Genomic DNA, 23,636 nt, shown 5'->3' with positions numbered 1-23,636 from the left:
GCACAAGAGATGGATCCGGATTTCACTACGAACCGTGCCGGGGAAAGTGCTTACTTTTTTATCACTGTCTTAACTCAAACATATAAATGTCTTTGACGATGTAGTTTTTTAATTGTTCGTAAAGTTTAGATCCTAAAGCAGTACCCTCCGAATCTCGTAACCGTCTCAAACTATCTGCTTTTTGGAAATATGGAGAAGCAAATACTACGGAAATTCCATAACAAGGCTCATGACGCAGGCCTTTTAGATCAAACTCATCTTCCGTATCTAAATATAGACTTACCCCTCTTACTAACAATTTCTCTTCTTCTTTTGTCGGCCAAATACCTGTATCCTTAAAGGTCAATTGATTAACCGTCATTTGCGATGTCCATTCATCCATTACTTTAGAAAACGGTTGGCCGATAAACTCTGCTTTGCGATCATCGAACGTTTTTCGCAAATAGAGCACCGTATCGCCACCGCATTCGGCCAACGTTACATTTTGCTGAGCTTGAACGGCTGTTATCGCGAATATCGACAACAACAGCAAAATCAATCGTTTCATAATCCGAAGATACAAAAATCCCCGGCACGGTTCGCACAAGAGATGGATCCGGATTTCACTACGAACCGTGCCGGGGAAATACTTAAAACTATTTCAACTCAAACGTAGAAATATTCTGAACAATATAATCTTTCAACTTTTCATAAAGTTGAGGGCCTAACTGTGAATTTTCCGCTTCTTGTAATTGCCAAAATTCTTTGGTTTTATGCAGAAAAGGCGGAGTGAAAGAAATTCCTACTCCATAATACGGTTCATTCCGCATCCCTTTTAAATTGACCTCTTCTTCCGTATTGAAATATATATCAATACTGTTAACCAAATTTTTTTCTTCCTCTTTGGTCGGCCAAATCCCGGTATCACCGAAAAGAAGTCGTCCGACAGGCAGTTGTGACTTCCATTCATCCATCACTTTCGAGAACGGCTGCCCGATAAATTCCGCTTTACGGTCGTCGAATGCCTTGCGCAAATAAAGCACCGTATCTCCGCCGCATTCGGCCAAGGTTACTTTGTGTTGAGCTTGAATCGTTGTTACCGCAAATAACGATAACAACAGCAAAATCAATCGTTTCATAATCCGAAAATACAAAAACCCCCGGCACAGTTCGCACAAGAGATGGATCCGGATTTCACTACGAACCGTGCCGGGGAAAGTGCTTACTTTTTTATCACTGTCTTAACTCAAACATATAAATGTCTTTAACAATATAGTCCTTCAACTTTTCATAAAGCTGAGGGCCTAACTGTAATTCTTCCTCTTCTTGCAACCTCCAGAATTCTCTAACCTTATGTAAATAAGGTGGGATAAAAGAAATCTTAACCCCATAATACGGTTCATGCCGCATCCCTTTTAAATTAGTTTCGATTTCTGTGTTATAATATATACTCACAGATTGAACCAAATACTTATCTTCTTCTTTTGCGGGCCACATACCCGTATTGCCGAAAACAAGAAATCCTACAGGCAATTGCGATTCCCACTCATCCAATACTTTAGAGAACGGCTGTCCGATAAACTCCGCTTTGCGGTCGTCGAACGTTTTCCGCAGATAGAGCACCGTATCGCCACCGCATTCAGACAACGTTACTTGTTGCTGAGCCTGGACTGCTGTTATCATAAACATCGATAACAACAGCAAAATCAATCGTTTCATAACCCGAAGATACAAAAATCCCCGGCACAGTTCGCACAAGAGATGGATCCGGGTTTCACTGCGAACCGTGCCGGGGAAAAGGTGAATGAAACGACTTAAACTATGGGCGAGGTTTCATAAAGCGTTTAATATCTACTTTTTGAACCGATCCTTGGATAAAAGTCAGATGACCGATTTTTTGTTCAATCTCCGGCGTCCAACAGTGAACCTGCTGAACCCCCAAGCTTAAAAAGTAGTTGTATAATTCCGACTCATAATCTTTACTTAACAGTTCATCAAAAGTGAGTCCGATCCCATCGATGACCTTCCCCTCGTCGGCAAAACGCTGCAATTCCTCATGGGTATAAGGGAAACAAAAAAATGCAACAATTCCAAGCCCCTGACTCAAAGAAACATAATGAGGAACAAATGTTCGTATCGGCATTTTTGGATCCAAAGCTTTAAAGAATCTGGAAAGCGGCTGTTCATAAAAAAGATCGTCCGCGCCTCCGTCGAAGTTCTGCGTCAGATACGCTACCGTATCTCCGGCGTACTTACAGAACGGATATAACGGATGCGAAATCACGACTTTTCCTTGTCCCATCGCCCTCCCGACACAAAAAACAAAAAACGAAAAAACAAAAATGATTAGGTACCTGTGTTTCATGACTCAAATTTATTGACAAGTTACACGAATGATGGTATTACCATGAATGGTTGTCTCTTGCTGTTTGAAATCACCGTTTTCGTATTTTAAAATACGGACTCCCGTATTGTACTTGCTTAGTAAATAGCTTAGAGCATAAGCATACGACTCGTCCATTGACTGATCGGCTTTATATATCTCGGTGAAAAGGTCTTGCACCTCCAGTTCCATTTGATTTTTAAACTGATCATTCAACGTACCGATAAATGTATTGGCTGCGGCCTGGTCTTCTATGTAAAGCGCATAAATAATTGGAGGAACTCCTACTTCTTGCTGTACCGCAACGATAGAAATATGAGTTTTACCGTTTGTCCATTGATTTTCTTTCATGAGACTCCTTACATCTGTCATAGAGTGGGGCATTCCAGTAGCCGGATGAGTATGAAATGTGGCCACCGAATTGACATATGAACCATATGTAATAGGAATACCTACACTGGTAGGACTTCCCGACCTTACGGTTCCCAATGTATAAGTTCTTGTTTGTGAATCATAATCCAACGCTACACCCCACTCTACATTATCATTAATGTGAGCATTAATGAAACTTTGTAATCCGGCATTGTTAAATACTCGATACATCGCTTGAACCGAAGCAGCATTCTCACCGGCTGACAGGGCACAATCTATCCTTTGAATCGGAGGGATGTCCCGGACTATCGGGCTGATATTTCCTCCGCCGCCACCGCCGTTACCACCACCTCCCCCACCCGGAGGAACAGGCGGTTCTTCTTTCCCTCCACCTTCATTACCGATCGTTTTGCAATAACAGCCCGCCCCACTCTCTCTACAATAACATTCTCGCATCCCACATTGCCGACATGCCTGAACAATTACTTCTTCCGACTCCAGAGTCAATTTATACATGGCAGGAGTCCCTCCATAAATTTGAGCCTCGGGCAACATACGGAACAACGCTTCCGCCAAAGACAAATTACCTTCCGGATCGTAAGCCTGATCTATCCGAACTCCATCACGGTATTGATCTATATTTACAAAACGTCCTCCCAAAGTATGATAAATCACAATCCCCGAAAAATCCGCTTTCGTTCCTACATTAACAAACTTTTGCCCATAATTCCGATGATGGGAATAATAATCCGGAGTAGGGATCAGGGTAGCGATATAAGCATACATTCCCTTCCATTGCTGATGGTCATGCCAGCGGTTCACCACCAGTTTCTGGGTAATATCCACCATCTGTCGGAGGGTATCTCCCGTTTCCGTCTTCCGATGGAACACCGCCGTGAAGATGAAGTGCGGGTCGATCGGCACATCGGCACCGTCCATCTCGCGATTGGCACCGATCCGAGCCTTGTTCCACAGCGGCGTGAAATCGCCAGGCAACATCCCCACCGGACGGTCTCCCGACGCCCGGGTGATCATCGGCAGGCTCTGCGCATACTGCCATTCGAAAAAGTCCTGCGCCTCGCCGACCGTCAGAGTCGGTTCGACGGCATCGGGGCCGTCCGCCCCGAAGCGTTCATGTCGGCAGGCCCAGACCAGGACACCCGCAACCATCACCGACATTCCGTACAAAAGTAGTTTGTGCTTCATACTGCGATAAATTTAGCCAATAGATCCACCCCTTCGCATAGTTGACTCAAAACACGAAATAAATATAATAATAAAAAGCACACGAAAAAGCATCCGGCTGATTTTAAAATAACAAAATATAATACATGCAATACTTATTAGATACTGAATGTAAGAATATTTTTGACAGGTATGCAAATTACAAAAACCGGAAACCCCGACCGCCCGAAGGCGGAAAGAGTTTCCGGTTTGACAGATCAGGTATTCTTCGACCGGAATGCCATACAACAGGAGACAGCCCCCGACTACTCCGCCACCAGCTCCGCCTCCGCCTGTAGAAAGCGGTCGAAAGCGAACCGCTCCAACACCGCCGCCATCAAAGCATCCACCCGATCCAAGCACAAGTTTCCGATGCTCCCCGCATGCGTGTGGTGCACCTCCCGCAACGGGCTGTACGTCCCGTTTTCGATCTCCAACCCCACCTGCCGATACGCCTCCCGAAACGGAACCCCGCTCAAAACCAGCCGGTTGACCACCTCGACACTGAACAGATAATCATACTTCGGATCGTTCAGGATATCGTGTTTCACTTCGATATGCTGCAACATGTAATCTGCCATCTCGACACACTCCCTGAGCGTCCGAATCGCCGGGAAAAGCACCTCCTTCAGCAGCTGCAAATCCCGGAAATAGCCCGTCGGCAGGTTGGTCGTTATCAGCGCGATCTCGTTCGGCAAAGCCATCAGCCGGTTGCACTTGCTGCGCATGACCTCCCACACATCCGGATTTTTCTTGTGCGGCATGATGCTCGACCCCGTGGTCAGCTCCGGCGGATAGGCGATAAATCCGAAATTCTGGCACAAGAACAGGCAGTTGTCCGTCGCCAGTTTATTGAGCGTTGCCGCCACCGCCGACATCGCCTGCGCCAGCAGGCGTTCCGTCTTGCCGCGCCCCATCTGGGCATAGACCACATTGTGGCTCATCGTGTCGAACCCCAGCAGGCGCGTCGTCATCTCGCGGTCGAGCGGGAACGACGACCCGTAGCCCGCCGCCGATCCCAACGGATTTTTGTTGCACACCCGATAAGCCGCCTCCATCATCGTCAGGTCGTCCACCAGCCCCTCGGCAAAAGCGCCGAACCACAGGCCGAAGCTCGACGGCATCGCGATCTGGAGATGGGTATAGCCAGGCATCAAGGCCTCTTTGTGCCGGTCGGCCAGCCGCTGGAGCGTGCGGAAGAGCCGTTCGACCCCACCGACGATCTCATAAATCTCGCGCCGCAGGTAAATCCGCAGATCGACCAGCACCTGGTCGTTGCGCGAGCGGCCGCTGTGAATCTTCTTACCCGTCTCGCCGATCCGCCGCGTGAGCAGCAGCTCGACCTGCGAGTGGATATCCTCGACATCCTCCTCGATCCGGAAATCCCCCTGCTCCACCGTCCGGTAGATGGCTTTCAATTCGCGCTGCACGTCCGCCAGCTCATCCTGCGCCAACAGCCCGATCGTCGCCAGCATCCGCGTGTGGGCCAGCGAGCCGAGCAGGTCGGCGCGCGCCAGAGAGATATCCATTTCGCGGTCGAGACCGACGGTAAATCGGTCTACTTCCGCCGTATCGGTGCCGTTTTTTTGCCAAAGTTTCATTTCCGGAGAGTTAAGATAGGTTTCGTTCATGCAAAAATACGATTTTCCCGCGGACTTGCCGGCAACGGACAGATCCGCGCCGAAAAACGCGAGGCGGGCTCTCCTCGGTGAAGGAGAGCCCGCCCGTTCGATCCGCCGTCAGGCACCCGCCGTCAGGCAAACAGCTCTTCGACCGCCCGCACCACCTGCTCCTTGTCCGCATCTAACGGGAAAACACGGTGCGGCCGCAGGTTCCAGACCCGATTTCCCCGCTCGCGCCGGAACCGCTCTTCGCCCCCGCCCGTCACATTGAGCATCACGATCTTGTCGCGTTCCACCCGCCCCTCGCGCACCGTCCGGATCAGCGTGGCCAGCGCCACCCCCGCCGCCGAATAGATATCCACCCCTTCGAGCTCCTCGAACAGCCGCCGCGCCTCGCGCGCCTCCTCGTTGGTCGCCACCAGCACATCGCCGTCCGTCGCCACCAGCGCGTCGTACAGCCCCCCGTGCAAACTGTACGGCGGCTTCCGGTTCGAGAGCACCTTGGCGTCGATCGCCTCGGCATCTGCCCGCGCCTGATCCGCGTCGTAAGGCAGCATCTCGCGCGAGCCCGCCCGCCAGGCATCGTACATCGGCGTAAACGGCGCATTCTGCGACACCATCAGCCGCATCAGCTTGTTCCCGAACCGCCCGTCCTCGATCAGCCTCAGGTTGGCCTCCCACGCCGCAATCGCTCCCGTTCCGCTCCCCACGGCCTGGAAATAGTAGTCCGGAATCTCGCCGATGGCCGTCGCCGCCGACAGCACGGTCGTCCCCATCCCGTCCCTCCGCGCCACATTCTTCGCCCCCCCCTCGGCATAGCACCGCGGCGAAGAGAGCGCCAGATTGCTCAGGTGAATCGCATCGAAATAGTCGCCCCCGCAGCACGGCGCGATGAGTTTCACGCACGGATCGAGCGGCTCCTCGAACCACAGCGCGCCGATATTGTCCTCCGGCACCGAGAGCAGCAGCGGAATCCGGTTGTCCGAGCACACCTTGGCGAAAGCCCGCGCCGTATTGCCCGCCGAAGCGACCACCAGCACGCGCTCCTCGCCCTCCGCCCGCCGGGCGCAGACGTTGTAAGCCTCCGTCTCCTTGAACGAGCAGGTGGTCATCCGCGCCCCCACCTCCGGGAAGTAGCCGCTGAAAGTGATATAGAGATTCTCCAGCCCCAAATACTCGGCCAGCTTCCGGCTCTTATAGGTCACCGGCGCATGACTTCCGCGCAGCGTCCGCCGGATGGGCAGCCAGTCGCAGAAGCGATAGATGCCGTAAGCGTCGTCGCGCACGTTGAGTTGCCGCTCGGCATACCGGGCCCGCACCAGCGACGGTTCGCCGCACTCCGGATCGTCGAGCGTCCAGCCCTCGTCCTCGAATTCGCGCCCCGAAGCCACACAGGTCAACGTATAGCGGGTAGGTGTAAATCGTTCCATGTCTTTTCGTACTTGTTTCTCGACCGGGCCCCGACCGCCCGAAAGCGGCAATACCCGTATTGTCTGCAAAAGTAGGCAAAAGCCGCCCCCCGACCGTGGGTATTTATACCTAAATCGCCCCCCGATCGGCCCGAGAGGCGCGAAACAGCAGGCCCGCAGAGCAGAAAACGGCCGGAAAAACCCTATCTTTAGCCTCCGAATATGGTACTCCTCGTCTTACTCGTCATCTCGATCGTCCTGCAATTTTTCGCCGCCGGCATAGCCATCCGGCTCACCCGAAAGACCAAATTCAGCTCGTCCTGGATCCTGATCACCATCGCGCTGGTGCTGATGTGCGTCATGCGCTTCGACGAGTTCGCCCACAAACTCTCGGACCGGACGGACGGACGGACGGACATGATCGTCATGCGCGAAGAGTACTACGTGTGGGTGGGCATCCTCACCTCATTCTGTTTCGCCGTCGGCATTTTCATGGTGAAAAAGGTGCTGAACTACCTCGCCCTGCGCGAGGAGCAGCGGCGGAACAGCGAGAAACGGCTCCTGAGCGCCGTGATCCGGGCCGAGGAGAACCAGCGGCAGATCATTTCGAAAGAGCTGCACGACGGCCTGGGCCCCCTGCTTTCGTCCGTCCGGATGAGCGTCTCGGCCCTCCTGCAACAGCCGCTCGACGCAACCCAAAAGGAGATTCTGACCAACACCGAGTATGTGGTCAACGAGGCGGTCAAGAGCCTGACCGAGATCTCGAACAACCTCAGCCCCCACATTCTGGACAACTTCGGCGTGGCACGGGCGATCCACACCTTCGTTCACAAGCTCCAGCCGATGTGCCCCGCCACGCGGATCGTTCTCCGCACCGAAGGCATGCGCGACCTCCGTTTCGAACGCGACCGCGAGGTGATTCTCTACCGGGTGGTGTGCGAGCTGATCAACAACGCCCTGAAGCACGCCGGCGCCGCGAACCTGACGATCGACATGCAGGCCGACGGCGACCGGATTTCCGTGCGAGTGGCCGACGACGGCTGCGGGTTCGATCCCGAGACCGAACCGACCGGCATGGGGCTGTCGAACATCGCCTCGCGGATCAGTTCGATCCACGGCGAGCTGACCCTCGACAGCCGACCGGGAGGCGGCGGCACCCGGGTCTCGATCCGCATCGCCACCCGATAGCGGCAGTGTCCAGAAAATAGACACCCGATGTCTAAAAATTAGACACTTTCGGCCTATTCCTGTTTTTATAGTAATCTGAATATCAATCAATAAACCGCTTTGGCATTCGAATTGGAGGATGATTCGGTTGAATCATCCTCCAATCTTTTCCGTATGCTCCGCAACTACCTCCTGCTGACCCTCCGCCGCATCGAGCGACACAAACTCTTCTCCGCGGTCGATCTGCTATCGCTCGCCGTGGGGATGTCCGTCGCGCTTCTGATCCTCAACTACGTCGTTTTCGAACGGAGCTACGACTCGATGCACCCCGAAGGGGAACGGCTCTACCGGGTCGAAGCGCAGTTCTACGAAGGCAACACCCTGACCGACGACTGGGCCACCTCCTCCTACGGCTACGGCCCCGCCATGAAGCGCCACATTCCGGGCGTCGAGGAGTTTGCGCGATTCGACATCCACGGCACCGAACAGATCGTCCGCCACGGCGACCGGCAATACCGCGAAAACAGCGTCACGGCGGTCGATCCGTCGTTCTTCGACCTCTTCGGCTTCCGGCTCCGGGAGGGCGATCCGACCACAGCCTTAGCAGGGCCGAACCGGGTGGTCATCACCCCCTACGCCGCCGCCAAGTACTTTCCGGGCGAAGACCCTATGGGTCAGACGCTGCGTTTCCACTCGTCGGAAGGCGAACTGAACTGCGAAGTGACGGGCATTCTGGAGGAGATGCCGCGCAATTCGCAACTGCAATTCGACTTCTTCCTCTCGTGGCAGACCCTGCCCGTCTGGCTGGACGAATTCTGGTACCGGCACGAGGTCTACACCTACGTCCGCCTGGCCCCGGGCGTCGATCCGCGGGCGGTGGAAGAGGCCTTCCCCGTGATGGCGGAACGCTATAAAACCGACGAGGCCTTGCGGAACAAGACCTGGGGCGTGTCGCTGAATCCGGCGGCCGACGTCCACCTGACCCCGTGGAAGAAATACGAGCGCGAGGCCAAAGGGAGTCGGGCGGCCGTGACGACCCTGACCCTCGTCGCGCTGGCGATTCTGGCCATCGCGTGGATCAACTACATCAACATGGCCACCGCCCGGTCGCTGGAGCGGGCCCGCGAAGTGGGTATCCGGAAAGTCTCGGGCGGCACCCGCCGACAATTGATCGGCCAGTTCCTGCTGGAGTCGGCCGTCATCAATTCGGCGGCCCTGCTGCTGGCCGCAGGGGCCGTATCCCTCTTCGGGCCGTGGTTCGACCGGCTGATCGGCCACGAAATCGGATTCGTGATGCTCGACCGGCCCATGTTCTGGATCGCCGCCGGAGGCATCTTCCTGCTCGGCGTGCTGCTGTCGGGCGCCTATCCGGCCTTCGTCATCTCGAACGTCCGACCGGCCACGATCCTGAAAGGCAAATACATCGGCACCGGTCGGGCGGGCGCCGTGCGACGCTGCCTGACCGTGTTGCAGTTCACCGCCTCACTGGTGCTGATCGCGAGCACCTTCACCGTAGACCGCCAACTGGCCTACATGCGGGCCCAGCCGTTAGGGGTGGAGACCCAACGCATCTTCGCCATCCGCTATCCGGGCTCGATGTCCGACCTGCCGGAGCGGATGAAAGCCTACAAACGGGCCCTGGAGGAGCGGAAAGAGGTAGAGCGGGTGACCCTCTCGAACGCCGTGCCGGGGATGGAGGTGGCGACCTTCCTCTCGAACCGGCTGACGAGCGACGCGACGAAACAGAACCGGCTGTACGAGATGCTGGTGGCGGACGAGGACTATATCGCGACCTACGGACTGGCGGTGGTGGCCGGACGAGGCTTCGGCGCGGAGTTCACGGGCGACGAGAACCGGATGGTCGTCAACGAAGCGGCCGTCCGGGCGCTGGGATTCGCCACGCCGGACGAGGCGGTGGGAAAATTCGTGACGGTCGAAACCCGCGAAGACCGGCCGATGGAGATCGTCGGCGTAGTGAAAGATTATCACCAGCAGGGGCTGCGGAACGGCTATACGCCGATCATGCTGATCCGCGAGAGTGCATTGGGGTGGCTGCCCCAGAAGTTCGTTTCGGTGAAATTCGCCGAAAACGCCCCGATCGACGAACTGCTCCGGACGGCAGAGACGGAGTGGCAGCGTTTCTTTTCGGAATCGACCTTCGACCGCTTCTTCATCGACCGGTTCTACGACGCCCAATATCAGGCGGAGAGCCGTTTCGGACGGGTTTTCGCCCTGTTTTCGGGCCTGGCCCTGTTCGTCGCGGTGGTGGGACTGTGGGTGATGGTGCTCTTCTCGACCAACCACCGACGCAAGGAGTTAGGCGTGCGCAAGGTGTTCGGCGCGACGGGGCTCGACCTCTTCCGATCGTTGTCGGCCGAATTCGTCTGGCTGATAGCGGCGGCCGTGGCGATCGGCATCCCGCTGGCGTGGTATGCCATGCAGAGCTGGCTGGCGCGCTATCCGTTCCGGATCGGGACGAACGGGTGGCTCTTCGTCGTGCCGGTGGGGATACTGGCTGCCGTGACGCTGGCGACGGTGGGCAGCCGGATTCTGATCACGCTGCGCGCCAACCCGATCCGGTCGCTGAAAACGGAATAACACCCTGCATCGATTCGTCTGTTTTTAACCTTACAAACCTTATGAAAAGCATCCTGAAAACCGGCTTCCACGCAGTCGTTCTACTCATCGGGCTCCTCGGCACAGCCGCGGCCCAGGAGGCACCGCAGACACGCACCCTGACCTGTTTCGAGGGCGAGTCGATTCACGAGATTTTTCTGGCCGGGAATTTCGACGTGGAGATTCGGCAGGGCAGCCCGACGGGAGTCCTGTTGGAGATTCCGGCCGACATCCCGACCTGTCCGACCGCCCGGGACGAAGAGCGGGGAACTTTCATCTCGTCCGAAAATATGGGAGAAAACCTGTCGGACACCCTGCGTTATTCGTTGAAACAGGGAATCCTACGGCTTTACAACACGCGCCGCGTTCAGCTAAACAAAAAGAGCTCCGTCAGGCATGCGAAATCCGGCTTCCGGGCCCGGGCCGTCATTACGGTCAATGACCTGCGGAAACTGAGCGCTGCCGGCGACGGACAGATCCGGCTGGGGACGATACAGTTCCAAAATGCCGAATTCATCTGCTTCAACCGGACGGAGGTGACCGGCGCCGATCTGCGGGCCACCGGCAGGCTCTCGATTTCGGTTTTCAACCGCGCGAAATTCGAGGGGGACATATCGGACACTCCGGCGGTCAGCCTAAGTGTTTTCAACAACGGAGAGGCGAATATCCGCGTCAGCCATGTCGACCGTCTGGAGGGCACGGCGTTCAACACAGGCAAGATTCATGCGGCGGGCGAAGTCCGCAGCCTGACTCATCGGTCGTATAACAACGGGCTCTTCGACGTGACGCAGCTGACCGTGAAATCCTCTTTGACGAACGACGAAGCGGCCGTAACGACGGAGCCGAATCCCTCTCTGCTGCTCGTATCGACGGGAGCACGGTGCGTCATCGGCGACGAGCCCCGGGTCGTGACGGCAGTGCAGGGAGGCATTCAACTGCGACAACCGGGGCCGGATGATACGACGGTTCCGGCGGCGCAGAAACAACGCGTGATCATGCTGGAAAAAGGGGCGAAAATCCGCATACAGAACGGTACGTATCAGGTGACGGAAGAGAGGGGTATGCTCGTCCTGCACAAAGAGGCCTGACCGCCCCGGGCTTCCGCGACGGTGGCAATATGGGAAAAACGGGAGCGCCCATAGGTCCCGGCAATTACGGTTACAGCTGGTCTTCGACGATCAGCGGCATGAATGGCAGATACCTGGATTTCGGCACACAACGCCATCTCGTCAATGCCCAAAACGGCCGTGCCCACGGTCTTCAGTTGCGTTGCCTCTCGGAATAAACGCGCCCATAGGGCGTTTTACTGGCTGTGTCTACCCCAAATAACCGGGCCGCCTCTACCCTATTTGAGTTGAATCCTGCGGTTCGTAGAACCGCGCGGGCCGGACGCCTCCCCCTCGGGAGGCCCGCAACGTTCGCAAGCTCACTGCGAGCTCCCGGGCGCCCGCCCCGCCAAAACAATGCTCCATTCACTGGTCAAAGCTGCCAAGTTCGACCGACGACCCAAAAGGTCGCAAGAGCACAACCCATTCGTCCTCGGCGCGCCCCCCCACGCGCCGCTAATGCGTCGCCCTCGCCGAGGACGGCGATTCTACGAATCGCGCTACTCGCTCTCGCCCCAAAGCCCGGCAAACGGCTCAGCCCAATCTACCGCCCAAATCCAAGCCCCATGCTCGGCCCGGCGCGGTGGGAAAACCGACTACGGTTTTCCCACCCGAAGAACAGGCACAGCCCAAAACCCAGCCCAGTTTTCCGCCCCGTGTCCGCATCACTGCGGCTCCGCTTGCGCTCCGCCGCTTTTCCGTCGCCCGCGGCAATTCTTGCCGGATTGGCCAAGTGCCAACCGGCAGAATATGCCCTCTTAAGCGGGCGGGCAACGGAGTTTTCGCACATTGAGCTTTAACCCGCCTAAAACTGCCCTCAGACCGGGCAGGCCCCGCGTGCCCGCGGGGACAAATGGCCGCCTCTACCCCCGTTTTTTGTTCGCGCGCCTTGGGAAATCTTGTCAAAACACGCAAGCGAGTTTTGACGATTTCCCTCTCAAGGCGTGGCGCGCGGCTTAGTTTGAGGGTACCGTTCTTTTTCTGAAGAAAAAGAACCAAAAAGACTTTAGACGGATGCTTGCGCATCCTCAAGCTACCGGCGGCCCAAATCTTTGTTCGCGCGCAGGCCCCAATTCTCTCGCGCTCCGCCGCACACCTCGACCGGCAATCCCCCTCCGCTTGCCACGGCCCTAAACAAAGAATTTTACCTCTCCCGAAGCGGCATTTCATAAAATATCCCTATATTTGGTATTCATAACGATTCTCAAAAAACCACATACCATGAAGCAATTAGCAGTAGGCATCGACATCGGGGGGACGAATTCCGTTTACGGCCTGGTAGACCGCGACGGAAACATGTACGGCGAAGGCGTCGTACCCACCAAGAAATTCCCCGATTTCGACCAGTATCTGGAAGAGCTCTACATCGGCATCCAGAGCCTGATGAAGAACCTCGACGGCGAGTTCGAAATCATCGGGATCGGGATCGGAGCGCCGAATGCCAACTACTACAACGGAACCATCGAATATGCCGCCAACCTGATCTGGGAAGGCGTCATCCCGTTCGTCGAAAAGATGAAACGGTACTACCCGACCATTCCGGTGCTGATTACCAACGACGCCAACGCAGCCGCCATCGGCGAGATGGTTTACGGGGCAGCGAAAGGGATGAAAGACTTTATCGTCGTGACCTTGGGGACGGGCCTCGGGAGCGGCTTCGTGGCCAACGGACAGTTAGTGTACGGACACGACAGCTTTGCCGGAGAACTCGGACACGTGATCGTCAACAAGACCGCCAGCGCGCGGGTGTGCGGATGCGGGAGGAAGGGGTGCCTGGAAACCTATGTGTCGGCGACGGGGATTAAGCGGACAGCGTTCAAACTGCTGGCCGACCACATCGAAGACAGCGAATTCCGGAACATCAGCTACAACGACCTGACCGCCGAGATGATTACCAAGGCGGCGCTGAATGGGGACAGGCTGGCGATCGAGGCGTATGAGTACACGGGGATGATTCTGGGGCAGGCGCTGGCCGATGCCGTGACGATCACTTCGCCGGAGGCGATCTTCCTTTTCGGCGGATTGGCGAAGGCAGGCAAATACATCTTCGAGCCGACCAAAAAGTACATGGAGATGCACATGCTCTCGAACTTCAGGAATAAGGTGAAACTGCTCCCGTCGGGGATCGACGGGAAGAACGCGGCGGTGCTGGGAGCTTCGGCCTTGATTTGGCAACAGCTGGAACGGGAATAGGAAGAACACCTATCTGTTATTCTAAAGTACAGGGGGCTATGCTGTCGAAGCATAGCCCCCTGTACTTTTATTCCGCCGTCATCCCGGCAATCGTACGCTTATAAAGTTCCCACATCTTCGCATTGCCCACCGGAGACCCCACAAGCATCACCCGATTCGCACTGTCCAGCAGAAAGGTCTGAAACACCTGATTTTTCGGCAATTCCGGGTTCGAAATCTCGAACCCGCCCGCCCGGTCATAGAAAACCGGATGCGCAAACCGCATCCCGTAGAGCGTCATCTCCAACTCCCGTTCCGTCGTGTGGGCCGGATTCAGGATGAAAACGAACCGCACCGCGCTATCCTCCGCCAGCTCTTCGATCATCGGCCTCCACTGCATCAACTCTTTGAGTTTGCACGGCGTACACCCCTCCGCACTGTAATAGACCAGCACCTTAGCCACCACGCCCGAATCCTCCGGCACGAGAAGCGTATCGCGGCCATCAGCCCGAGCCACAAGACCCGCCGGAATCTCGACCCGTGTTCCGATCCACCGCCGGATATCCTGCGCCGCCCGGTTTCCCGGCCCGCCGCAGGCCACCAGTCCGACCGCCCATGCAGAGAGACTCAAAACGCTAATCTTCCAGTTCATAAATCATCAATATCGGATTTTCCAGCTTCCCATTCGCCTGCAACAACGAATCCATCTGAGGCGTCACCTTCATCCGCCCCATCCCCGCCAGCGCCTGCACCCGCTCCGGTATCAGCTGAAGCACCAGCCGACGGCTCTGATACTCCATCGGCACATAGCTCCAGAACTGCCCCTCGACCCCGTCTCCCACCGCTATCGACTCCACCTTCCGGGCCGTCCCGTCCGCTAAATCGATCAGAAAATAGTTGCCGAACGTCCCGATCAGCAACCAATCGCCGACCTGACACGGTCGCGCCGCGTGAAAAACAACCCCCTCCTTGCTCGCCTTCAGAATCACATCGTAGTCGTCCAGTCCCTCCGTGTATCCGGCCGGCATATTCCCCGCCCCGAAGTCGAGCCGGAAGACCGCCCGCGGCTCCCCGTTCGTCCGATCGACGCGATAGACCCGGTTGTCGAACGGCCGGCTGATCCACAGCACACCGCTGTCCGCCGCCGTCAGAATCGCCCCCGCCGTCACCGCCGCCGGCCACTCCTCGAACGGAAGGAAATCCGCCCCGTCCGTCCCGTCTTCCGTCAGCCGGGTGACCGTATATCCCGAAGCCCCCCGATTTGCGGGCATTACGCCATAGACCCTGTCATCGGCACCCCCATACCCGATTCCCTCCAAAAAGCAATACCGACGCGCTATGGGCCGCTCTCCGAGAAAATCTCCGACCCGGTCGTAATACATCAATTTGTTCGGCTGGTCGGCATAGAACACCAGCGTATCCCCCGCCAACGCCACGCCGCTCAGCCGCACATACTCCCGCGGCCCCTTGCCGGCCTGCCCCACCTGACGGATAAACCGTCCGGTCGTATCGAACAGATAGACATAATTCTGTTTCCGGTCGAAAATCACATACCGGTCGCGCCAATCGAGCAACTGGCTGATACTGCCCAGCATTCTCCCGCGCAGCGTGACATACGAGGGATTCCGGAACAGTCGCCCGGCGGCCGTATCGGCCAAGGGCGTTTCGTCCATCGACAACCGAACCGTAGGCATCTGCGCCTCATCGGCATCCGACGCACGTGGGCCGCAACCTACCATCCCTATGACAAAAGAAACAGCTACGAATAAACAATTAAGAATCCGCATAATACAGTATAAATTTTGATTGGAAGGAAACATTACTATTCCCTTCCAATCTTTTTAGAATTTAGCAGCAGCTCAAGAAACCATCACCACCACATGTACATGTAACTTGTACAGCTCCCCCACCAAGATCGACTCCGTGTTTATTAACAAACTCATAGCCATCTTCCAAATCTTTTCCCAACGCCATTGCTTCGATATTGGAAAGAGTCAGATCAGAACTATTGGCATTCTCAGCAGAAAAATGAACCGCAGAGAACACACCAGCGCTTAAAAAAAGCGTACCAATTGCCGCTATGAAAATGTGTTTCTTTTTCATGACTTTAATTTTTTAAAAGTTTTAAGAAATGATCCGACGTCAAAATCAATTCAAAGGCAAATATAAAATAAAACACACACAAAACAATAAGAGCCGCATTCGTTTTCACTAAAACGTTTAAGAACAAACAACAAACCCTTAAAGTGTTTAATTTTTAACATTTTCACATCGCCCTCCATAGCAACCACCCGAATTTACTATCGGACGAAGCATGAAAAGCGTTACATTTGTACATTCTATTCGGTGCAAAATAAACACCAGAACATACGATTATACCAGTCATTCGAGATGAAACAACCGAAACGATATTTAGTGACCTCCGCCCTGCCCTACGCCAACGGGCCCGTACACATCGGCCACCTCGCCGGCGTTTACGTCCCCTCCGACATCTACGTCCGGTACCTTCGCGGACGCGGCGAAGAGGTCATCTCCATCTGCGGCTCCGACGAACACGGCGTGCCCATCACCATCAAAGCCAAGAAAGAGGGCGTGACCCCTCAGGACGTCGTGGACAAATACCACGGGATTATCAAAGACGCCTTCAAACGGTTCGGGATCAGCTTCGACATCTACTCCAGAACCAGCAGCCCGACCCACGCCCGCACCGCCTCGGACTTTTTCCGGAAGCTGTACGACCAGGGCGACTTTATCGAGCAGACCACCGAGCAATACTACGACCCCGAAGCCCGGCAGTTTTTGGCCGACCGGTACATCACCGGCACCTGTCCCAAGTGTCAGAGCGAAGGCGCATACGGCGACCAGTGCGAGAAGTGCGGTTCGACCCTCTCGCCGACCGAGCTCATCGACCCGAAATCTGCGATTACCGGAGCCACGCCGGTGCTGCGGGAGACCAAACACTGGTTCCTGCCGTTGGATCGATACGAAACATTTTTGCGGCAGTGGATTTTGGAGCAGCACGCCGCAGCCGGCGAGGGAGAGACCTGGAAAACAAACGTCTACGGCCAGTGCAAAAGCTGGCTGGACGGAGGGCTGCTGCCTCGCGCCGTGAGCCGCGACTTGGACTGGGGGATACCCGTGCCGGTTCCGGGGGCAGAGGGAAAAGTTCTCTATGTGTGGTTCGACGCACCCATCGGATACATTTCCGCCACCAAAGAACTCTTCGCTCAGCGTGGCGATGCGGAGGGGTGGAAACCTTATTGGCAGGATGAAGATACCAAACTGGTGCACTTTATCGGCAAAGACAACATCGTCTTCCACTGCATCGTCTTCCCGTCGATGCTCAAGGCGCACGGCGAATTCATCTTGCCGGAAAACGTCCCCGCCAACGAATTCCTGAACCTCGAGAACGACAAAATCTCCACCTCGCGGAACTGGGCGGTGTGGCTGCACGAGTACCTCGACGAGTTCCCGGGGAAAGAGGATGTCTTGCGGTACGTCCTCTGCGCCAATGCGCCCGAGACCAAAGACAACGACTTCACCTGGCGCGACTTCCAGGCTCGGAACAACAATGAGTTGGTGGCGATTTTCGGCAACTTCGTGAACCGGGCACTGGTCTTGACCCACAAATATTTCGGCGGGCGCGTCCCGGCGATCGACCCGGCGACCGGACTGACCGACTACGATCGGGAGATCGTTGCACAACTGCCCGTGTTCAAGGAGGCCATCGAGCAGAATATCGAGAATTATCGGTTCCGCGAGGCGTTGAAGGAGATGATGAACCTCGCACGGCTGGGGAACAAGTATCTGGCGGATACGGAGCCGTGGAAAGTCGTCAAAACAGACGAAGCGCGCGTAGCGACCATCCTGAATATCGCCTTGCAGATCACCGCATCGCTGGCGATCGCCGCCGAACCGTTCCTGCCGTTCACGGCGGTCAAGTTGCGCGAGATGTTGCGCCTGCCGGCTTCGGAATTGAAGTGGGACAACATCAGCTGCCTGACCCTCCTGGAGCCGGGACACGAGTTGGGCCAAGCGGAACTGCTGTTCGAGAAGATCGAGGACGCGGTAGTCGAGGCACAGTTGGCCAAACTCGCCGCTACCAAAGCTGCGAATGCAGCGGCCAATGCGACGGTCGCTCCTGCGAAGGAAGAGACGGTACAGTTCGACGATTTCGCGAAAATGGACATCCGCGTCTCGAAAGTCATCGCAGCCGAACCGGTGCCGAAAACCAAGAAGTTGCTGAAACTGACAGTAGATACGGGATTGGATACGCGAACGATCGTTTCGGGGATCGCGGAGTATTTCACCGCGGAAGAGATGGTCGGGAAACAGGTGCTGGTTTTGGTGAACCTCGCGCCGCGGGTGCTTAAGGGGATCGAGTCTCAGGGTATGATCCTGATGGCGGAGTCGCCGACGGGCGCCCTGTCGATCGTAGCGCCGACGGACTACGACTCGACAGCCGGAGAAGTACCGGCCGGTTCAGTGGTCGGATAGAGCTCGGCCGCAGCGGCCTTGACTCCGCCGACGATATAGGGGAAGACATACTCACCGACCCCTTTCAACAACGAGTAACTACGGGCTTCGTTCGTCACCTGGTCGAACGAAGCCCGATTTTTTTCAGGCAAATAGGGCCGAAAAGCCTCCAGCGCCATCACGGCCAATGCTGCCAGCAAAATTCCTTTCGTCACGGCGAACAGCGCTCCCAGCAGCCGCAGCGGCCCGGCCAATCCCCCGGTTTTGAGCAGACGGGTGACCAAGTGGCTGAGCAGGATGACGCAGATCATCACTCCGATCAGCACGAGCACGAAAAGCACTTCGGACGGCAACTCAGTCAAGTCGAGCCACTGTCCGATAGCCTGTGAAAACCGATAGGCAACCCATGCTCCGACCACCACACCGACAATCCCGCTCAGCTGGACGAGAATCCCGCTCCGTCCACCGCTCCAGGCGCACCAAACGAGGATAATACAAGCTATGATATCGATGATATTCATTCCTCAAAGAGATTGTTTCCGCCCGATTTAGCAACAGAGCGACTTGTACGGATCGACACAGCGTCTTTTCAGCAAAATTCTCAGAAGGCCCGCCCCGGGCTTCCGCAACTTCAGCTCGGGGGTGCTGACCCACACGGGCAATTTCGGATACAGTTGGTCTCGCACGATTTTCGACATTTATGCCCGGCTTCTGGATTTTTACGCGGTCTATCTCACCGCCACGAGTGCCAACTACCGTGCTTACGGTCTTCAGTTGCGTTGCCTCTCGGAATAAACGGGACTGAGAGCTTTCGACGGAACCGATTGGGGACTTAGAACCCGGGATTATATTCTTTTTCCTATTCTGATTCTGCGGTTCGCGTGCTGTGCGGGCCAAACGCCCCGCACAGCGTCTTTTGCTGACAGCCTCTACCTCCAAAACAAGCAACAGCTCTCCTATTTTGAGTTGAATCCTGCGGTTCGTAGAACCGCGCGGGCCGGACGCCTCCCCCTCGGGAGGCCCGCAACGTTCGCAAGCTCACTGCGAGCTCCCGGGCGCCCGCCCCGCCAAAACAATGCTCCATTCACTGGTCAAAGCTGCCAAGTTCGACCGACGACCCAAAAGGTCGCAAGAGCACAACCCATTCGTCCTCGGCGCGCCCCCCCACGCGCCGCTAATGCGTCGCCCTCGCCGAGGACGGCGATTCTACGAATCGCGCTACTCGCTCTCGCCCCAAAGCCCGGCAAACGGCTCAGCCCAATCTACCGCCCAAATCCAAGCCCTATGCTCGGCCCAGCGCGGTGCCGCTCGGCACCCGAAAGATGGGCGAGCGACGGAATTTTCGCACACGGTCGAGTTTTTCCGCGCGCCTGCGCGGTTCATTCTATTTCGGCGGTAAGCCGAAATAGTTGAATCGCTCCTTAAGGCGTGGCGCGCGGCTGTACCTACGGGAGGGTACTGCCTTTACGCCGAGCGGGCGGTGCGTTGACCTGCAGTCTCCCTCGCGCTTGCGAGGCATCGTCGACAAGCCGACGTGCTCTCGCTTCGCTACTCGGGTCCGGCACTCGGAGTGGGCAGCCTCTACCCCAAGGCCGCCTCTACCCCCGTTCTCTGTCCGCGCGCTGGCGGAAATCTTATTCAAACGCGAAACACGCGTTTGAATGATTTCCTTCTCCAGCTGTCGCGCGCGGTCGAGCTTTAACCCGTCTGAAACTGCCCTGCGCAGGCAGCGGCCGGTTAATTAAGGCAAAAACAACCCTGACAAAACGCCCGATGGGCGCACCGGCGGAACGAGCGAAACTGCGTTTCGCTATGGCAGCCTTTACCTCCGTTTTTGTTCGCGGGCCCCACTTATAGTAAAAAGAGCCCCAACAAAACGCCCCCACAGGCCGTTCCGCTCACCGATCTCCGAAAAGAGAAGCCACGAACCGAGCCCCGTCGAACACCTGCAAATCATCGATCCCCTCGCCCACGCCGATATACCGCACCGGAATCCGAAACTGTTCCGAAATCCCCACCACGACACCCCCCTTGGCCGTCCCGTCCAACTTCGTGATCGCCAGCGACGTAATCTGCGTCGCCGCCGCGAACTGTTTCGCCTGTTCGAACGCATTCTGCCCCGTCGAACCATCCAACACCAGCATCACCTCGTGCGGAGCATCCGGCACCACTTTCTGCATCACGTTCCGAATCTTGGTCAATTCGTTCATCAGATTGACCTTATTGTGCAACCGCCCCGCCGTGTCGATAATCGCCACATCCGCCCCCGCCGCCTTCGCCGCCGAAAGCGTGTCGAACGCCACCGAAGCCGGATCCGCTCCCATCTGCTGCTTCACCAGCTTCGCACCCGCCCGCTCGGCCCATACCTCCAACTGGTCGATCGCCGCCGCACGAAACGTGTCCGCCGCACCCAGATAGACCCGTTTGCCCGCCGCCGTCAGCCGCGCCGCCAGCTTGCCGATCGAAGTCGTCTTCCCCACCCCGTTGACCCCCACGACCATCAGCACGAACGGATTGCCCGCCGCATCCTTCTCGAACAGCATCCCCAGGTCGGACGACGAAGTCGCCGCCGGCGCCTCGGCCAGCAGTGCCGTCACCTCCTCCCGCAGAATCGTGTTCAACTCCTCGGCGTTCAGATACTTATCTCTCGCCACTCTGGCTTCGATACGCTCGATGATGTGCAACGTCGTATCTACCCCCACATCGGCCGTAATGAGAATCTCTTCGAGCTCGTCGAGCACCTCTTCGTCGACCCGCGACTTCCCCACCACCGCCCGCGACAGCTTGGAAAATATCCCCTCGCGGCTCTTTTCCAGTCCCCGGTCGAGCGTCCCCTGCTGCGCTTCGTCGGCGTCCTTTTTCCGAAACAGATCGAATATACTCATAGGAATATCAAACCGAATTTTTATTGGTACAACCCATCCAGCTGCGCCCGGATCTTTTCGCTCAGGATATACTCGTCGTACTCCATGTACTTGTCCACCATCCCATTAGGCGTGATTTCGATGATCCGGTTCGCCACCGTTTCGATAAATTCGTGGTCGTGCGACGTCATCAGGACGATCCCCGGGAACGAGACCAGCGAGTTGTTGAACGCCTGGATCGACTCCAGGTCGAGGTGGTTCGTCGGCGAGTCGAGCACCAGCGTATTCGGATTCTCGATCATCATCCGGGCGATCATGCAACGCATCTTCTCGCCCCCCGACAGGACGCTCACCTTCTTATAGACCTCCTCACCGCTGAAGAGCATCTTCCCGAGGTAGCCCCGCAGGAACAGTTCGCTCGTATCCGGCGAGTACTGCGCCAACCAGTCGATAATCGAGAGATCGGAGTTGAAGAAAGCCGTATTATTGACCGGCAGATAGGCCGATTTGATGGTCACCCCCCACTCGATCATCCCGGCCTCCGGCGCGACGTTGCCCGTGATGCACTCCAACAAGGCCGTCACCGCCCGCGGCTCGCGCGAGAGGAAGACCACCTTGTCCCCCTTCTCGATCGTGAACGACAGATTGCGGAACAGCGTCTCGCCGTCCGGCGTGGAGTAAGTCAGCCCATCCACCGCCAGAATCTTCGTCCCCGGATCGCGTTCCGGCTGGAAGATAATCCCGGGATACTTCCGCATCGACGGCTTAATCTCCTCAATGTTGAGCTTTTCGAGCATCTTTTTGCGCGAAGTAGTCTGTTTCGACTTCGCCACGTTGGCCGAGAAACGCTGGATAAACTCCATGAGCTCCTTCCGCTTCTCCTCGGCCTTTTTATTCTGCTGGGCCTGCTGACGCGCCGCCAACTGGCTCGACTGGTACCAGAAGCTGTAGTTCCCGGCAAAGAGGTTGATGTCGCTGTAGTCGATATCGATCGTGTGCGTGCTCACCGCGTCGAGGAAGTGACGGTCGTGCGACACCACGAGCACCGTATTCTCGTAGTTCGACAAGTAGTTTTCGAGCCACATGATGGTATTGACGTCCAGGTCGTTGGTCGGCTCGTCGAGCAGCAGGTTGTCCGGTTTCCCGAACAGGGCCTGAGCCAGCAGCACCCGCACCTTCTCCTTGGCGTTGAGTTCGCCCATCAGCGAATAGTGCAGACTCTCCTTGATCCCCAGCCCGCTGAGCAGCTCCGCCGCATCGCTCTCGGCATTCCACCCCTCCATCTCGGCGAACTTCTCCTCCAGCTCCGCCGCCCGCAGCCCGTCTTCGTCCGAAAAGTCCTCCTTGGCGTAGATGGCGTTCTTGGCCTGCATAATCTCCCACAGCGGCTGGTGCCCCATCAGCACGGTATCCAGCACGGTGTGTTCGTCGAATTCGAAGTGATCCTGTTTCAGCACCGAAAGCCGTTCGCCGGGCCCGAACGCGACACTGCCGCGCGTCGGATCGACTTCGCCGGCGAGCACGCGCAGAAAGGTCGATTTCCCTGCGCCGTTGGCCCCGATCACACCGTAACAGTTTCCGGGCGTAAACTTCAGATTGACGTCTTTGAACAGGACGCGTTTGCCGAATTGGACTTCTAAGTTGGATACCGTAATCATTTGTCTATTAAAGCTATTTCGATTGCTTAGCCACCCCTCGCCGCCGGGGGCGGAGGGGTTCGTAAAAGGTAGTGAAAGGCAAAGATACCCAAAATATCCGGCAATCGGCCGGAGGAGCGAGCGGTGATTTTTTATTTCTTTGCGGAATCGGGATCGGAGCACACGGGTTCCGGAGTGCCGGAGGGTATGCGTTCCGGCAGGGCGAACGATAAATTCAGCGGCCCACTGCGCCTCTCCTGCTGCGGTTCGAGAGGGGATAGTTATTTCCTGCGGCGACCGGCTCCGCTTCCCCCCGGATGTTCGAGGGGGAGCTGCCATCGCCGCTCACGAAGCGGTCGCTCGCAACACGCCGCCGTGCGCGGTTCCCGCCCCGGGCTACCGCGACTTCGGTCGCGCGGGCTATGAGGGTGTAGCAAGGAACGTCGGCAACAACGGGTACAGTTGGTCGTGTACGCCGATGACGGGCGACGTCACGGTGCGGTATTTGGACTTCAACACGCAGAACCTCAACCCCAGCAACGCGCACAATCGCGGCCACGGTTTTCAGTTGCGTTGCCTCTCAGGATTTATCGCACTCTGATCCCTTTT

General features: G+C 56.7%; 21 protein-coding genes. 8 read left to right on the top strand and 13 right to left on the bottom strand.

Annotated elements, in window-relative coordinates:
* Positions 1-61: 61 nt before the first annotated feature.
* The 7 genes from Q9S52_RS03205 to Q9S52_RS03175 all read right to left on the bottom strand — a co-directional run bounded on the left by Q9S52_RS03205 (position 62) and on the right by Q9S52_RS03175 (position 7,010).
* Positions 62-547, bottom strand: coding sequence for a hypothetical protein (locus Q9S52_RS03205; RefSeq protein WP_300725754.1), 486 nt, complete (start codon positions 545-547; stop codon positions 62-64).
* Positions 548-635: 88 nt separating this feature from the next.
* A complete protein-coding gene (locus Q9S52_RS03200) occupies positions 636-1,118 on the bottom strand; it encodes a hypothetical protein (protein ID WP_304708143.1) in 483 nt (160 codons plus the stop codon).
* Positions 1,119-1,212: 94 nt separating this feature from the next.
* Positions 1,213-1,698, bottom strand: coding sequence for a hypothetical protein (locus tag Q9S52_RS03195; RefSeq protein ID WP_304708142.1), 486 nt, complete (start codon positions 1,696-1,698; stop codon positions 1,213-1,215).
* A gap of 100 nt (positions 1,699-1,798) precedes the next feature.
* A complete protein-coding gene (locus tag Q9S52_RS03190) occupies positions 1,799-2,344 on the bottom strand; it encodes a hypothetical protein (RefSeq protein ID WP_304708141.1) in 546 nt (181 codons plus the stop codon).
* Positions 2,345-2,353: 9 nt separating this feature from the next.
* Positions 2,354-3,940: a hypothetical protein gene (locus Q9S52_RS03185; RefSeq protein ID WP_304708140.1), complete on the bottom strand. Its 1,587-nt coding sequence runs from the start codon at positions 3,938-3,940 to the stop codon at positions 2,354-2,356.
* A 284-nt stretch (positions 3,941-4,224) separates the two neighbouring features.
* Positions 4,225-5,559 (bottom strand): argininosuccinate lyase, encoded by a 1,335-nt coding sequence (gene argH, locus Q9S52_RS03180; protein WP_304708139.1) that lies wholly within the window; start codon positions 5,557-5,559, stop codon positions 4,225-4,227.
* Positions 5,560-5,711: 152 nt separating this feature from the next.
* Positions 5,712-7,010 carry a cysteate synthase gene (locus Q9S52_RS03175; protein ID WP_304708138.1) on the bottom strand — a complete coding sequence of 433 codons (1,299 nt, stop codon included), beginning with the start codon at positions 7,008-7,010 and terminating at the stop codon, positions 5,712-5,714.
* 201 nt (positions 7,011-7,211) lie between these two features.
* Between Q9S52_RS03175 and Q9S52_RS03170 the strand changes: the two genes are divergently transcribed.
* From Q9S52_RS03170 to Q9S52_RS03150, 5 genes are all read left to right on the top strand, one after another.
* Positions 7,212-8,177, top strand: coding sequence for a sensor histidine kinase (locus Q9S52_RS03170; RefSeq protein ID WP_300725739.1), 966 nt, complete (start codon positions 7,212-7,214; stop codon positions 8,175-8,177).
* A 99-nt stretch (positions 8,178-8,276) separates the two neighbouring features.
* A complete protein-coding gene (locus tag Q9S52_RS03165; protein ID WP_304708137.1) occupies positions 8,277-10,754 on the top strand; it encodes an ABC transporter permease in 2,478 nt (825 codons plus the stop codon).
* A 41-nt stretch (positions 10,755-10,795) separates the two neighbouring features.
* Complete coding sequence (locus Q9S52_RS03160) at positions 10,796-11,860, top strand: GIN domain-containing protein (RefSeq protein WP_304708136.1); 1,065 nt, start codon at positions 10,796-10,798, stop codon at positions 11,858-11,860.
* A 29-nt stretch (positions 11,861-11,889) separates the two neighbouring features.
* A complete protein-coding gene (locus tag Q9S52_RS03155; RefSeq protein ID WP_294597900.1) occupies positions 11,890-12,057 on the top strand; it encodes a hypothetical protein in 168 nt (55 codons plus the stop codon).
* 1,042 nt (positions 12,058-13,099) lie between these two features.
* Positions 13,100-14,071, top strand: coding sequence for an ROK family protein (locus tag Q9S52_RS03150; protein ID WP_294594104.1), 972 nt, complete (start codon positions 13,100-13,102; stop codon positions 14,069-14,071).
* A gap of 67 nt (positions 14,072-14,138) precedes the next feature.
* On the opposite strand, the gene Q9S52_RS03145 is transcribed toward Q9S52_RS03150, so the two are convergent.
* The 3 genes from Q9S52_RS03145 to Q9S52_RS03135 form a co-directional block, all read right to left on the bottom strand.
* Complete coding sequence (locus Q9S52_RS03145) at positions 14,139-14,702, bottom strand: hypothetical protein (RefSeq protein ID WP_304708135.1); 564 nt, start codon at positions 14,700-14,702, stop codon at positions 14,139-14,141.
* Positions 14,686-15,789: a 6-bladed beta-propeller gene (locus tag Q9S52_RS03140; protein ID WP_304708134.1), complete on the bottom strand. Its 1,104-nt coding sequence runs from the start codon at positions 15,787-15,789 to the stop codon at positions 14,686-14,688. Before Q9S52_RS03140 ends, Q9S52_RS03145 begins: the two co-directional genes overlap by 17 nt.
* Positions 15,790-15,898: 109 nt before the next feature.
* Entirely contained in the window at positions 15,899-16,153 is a 255-nt protein-coding gene (locus Q9S52_RS03135; RefSeq protein WP_294594099.1) for a hypothetical protein, read from the bottom strand.
* A gap of 288 nt (positions 16,154-16,441) precedes the next feature.
* On the opposite strand from Q9S52_RS03135, the gene metG reads away from it, so the two are divergent.
* A complete protein-coding gene (metG, locus tag Q9S52_RS03130; protein WP_370648985.1) occupies positions 16,442-18,547 on the top strand; it encodes a methionine--tRNA ligase in 2,106 nt (701 codons plus the stop codon).
* Here the strand turns inward: metG and Q9S52_RS03125 are convergent.
* Positions 18,499-19,047 carry a CvpA family protein gene (locus Q9S52_RS03125; RefSeq protein ID WP_304708133.1) on the bottom strand — a complete coding sequence of 183 codons (549 nt, stop codon included), beginning with the start codon at positions 19,045-19,047 and terminating at the stop codon, positions 18,499-18,501. The two genes, metG and Q9S52_RS03125, sit on opposite strands and share 49 nt — an antisense overlap.
* A 43-nt stretch (positions 19,048-19,090) precedes the next feature.
* Between Q9S52_RS03125 and Q9S52_RS03120 the strand changes: the two genes are divergently transcribed.
* Positions 19,091-19,321, top strand: a complete 231-nt coding sequence (locus tag Q9S52_RS03120) for a hypothetical protein (protein ID WP_304708132.1) — start codon at positions 19,091-19,093, stop codon at positions 19,319-19,321.
* Positions 19,322-20,424: 1,103 nt separating this feature from the next.
* On the opposite strand, the gene ftsY is transcribed toward Q9S52_RS03120, so the two are convergent.
* Both ftsY and Q9S52_RS03110 read right to left on the bottom strand, forming a co-directional pair.
* Positions 20,425-21,411, bottom strand: coding sequence for a signal recognition particle-docking protein FtsY (ftsY, locus tag Q9S52_RS03115; RefSeq protein WP_304708131.1), 987 nt, complete (start codon positions 21,409-21,411; stop codon positions 20,425-20,427).
* A 20-nt stretch (positions 21,412-21,431) separates the two neighbouring features.
* Complete coding sequence (locus Q9S52_RS03110) at positions 21,432-23,048, bottom strand: ABC-F family ATP-binding cassette domain-containing protein (RefSeq protein WP_297829368.1); 1,617 nt, start codon at positions 23,046-23,048, stop codon at positions 21,432-21,434.
* Positions 23,049-23,505: 457 nt separating this feature from the next.
* Between Q9S52_RS03110 and Q9S52_RS03105 the strand changes: the two genes are divergently transcribed.
* The gene (locus Q9S52_RS03105) at positions 23,506-23,628 is read left to right on the top strand and encodes a hypothetical protein (protein ID WP_304708130.1); all 123 of its coding nucleotides are present in this window, start codon (positions 23,506-23,508) and stop codon (positions 23,626-23,628) included.
* Positions 23,629-23,636 lie beyond the last annotated feature (8 nt).

Origin of the sequence: uncultured Rikenella sp. (genome assembly GCF_948810725.1) — a bacterium.
In the GTDB taxonomy this organism is placed as follows: domain Bacteria; phylum Bacteroidota; class Bacteroidia; order Bacteroidales; family Rikenellaceae; genus Rikenella.
Note: the sequence above shows the minus strand (reverse complement) of the source record. Positions and strands in the feature narration are given on the sequence as shown.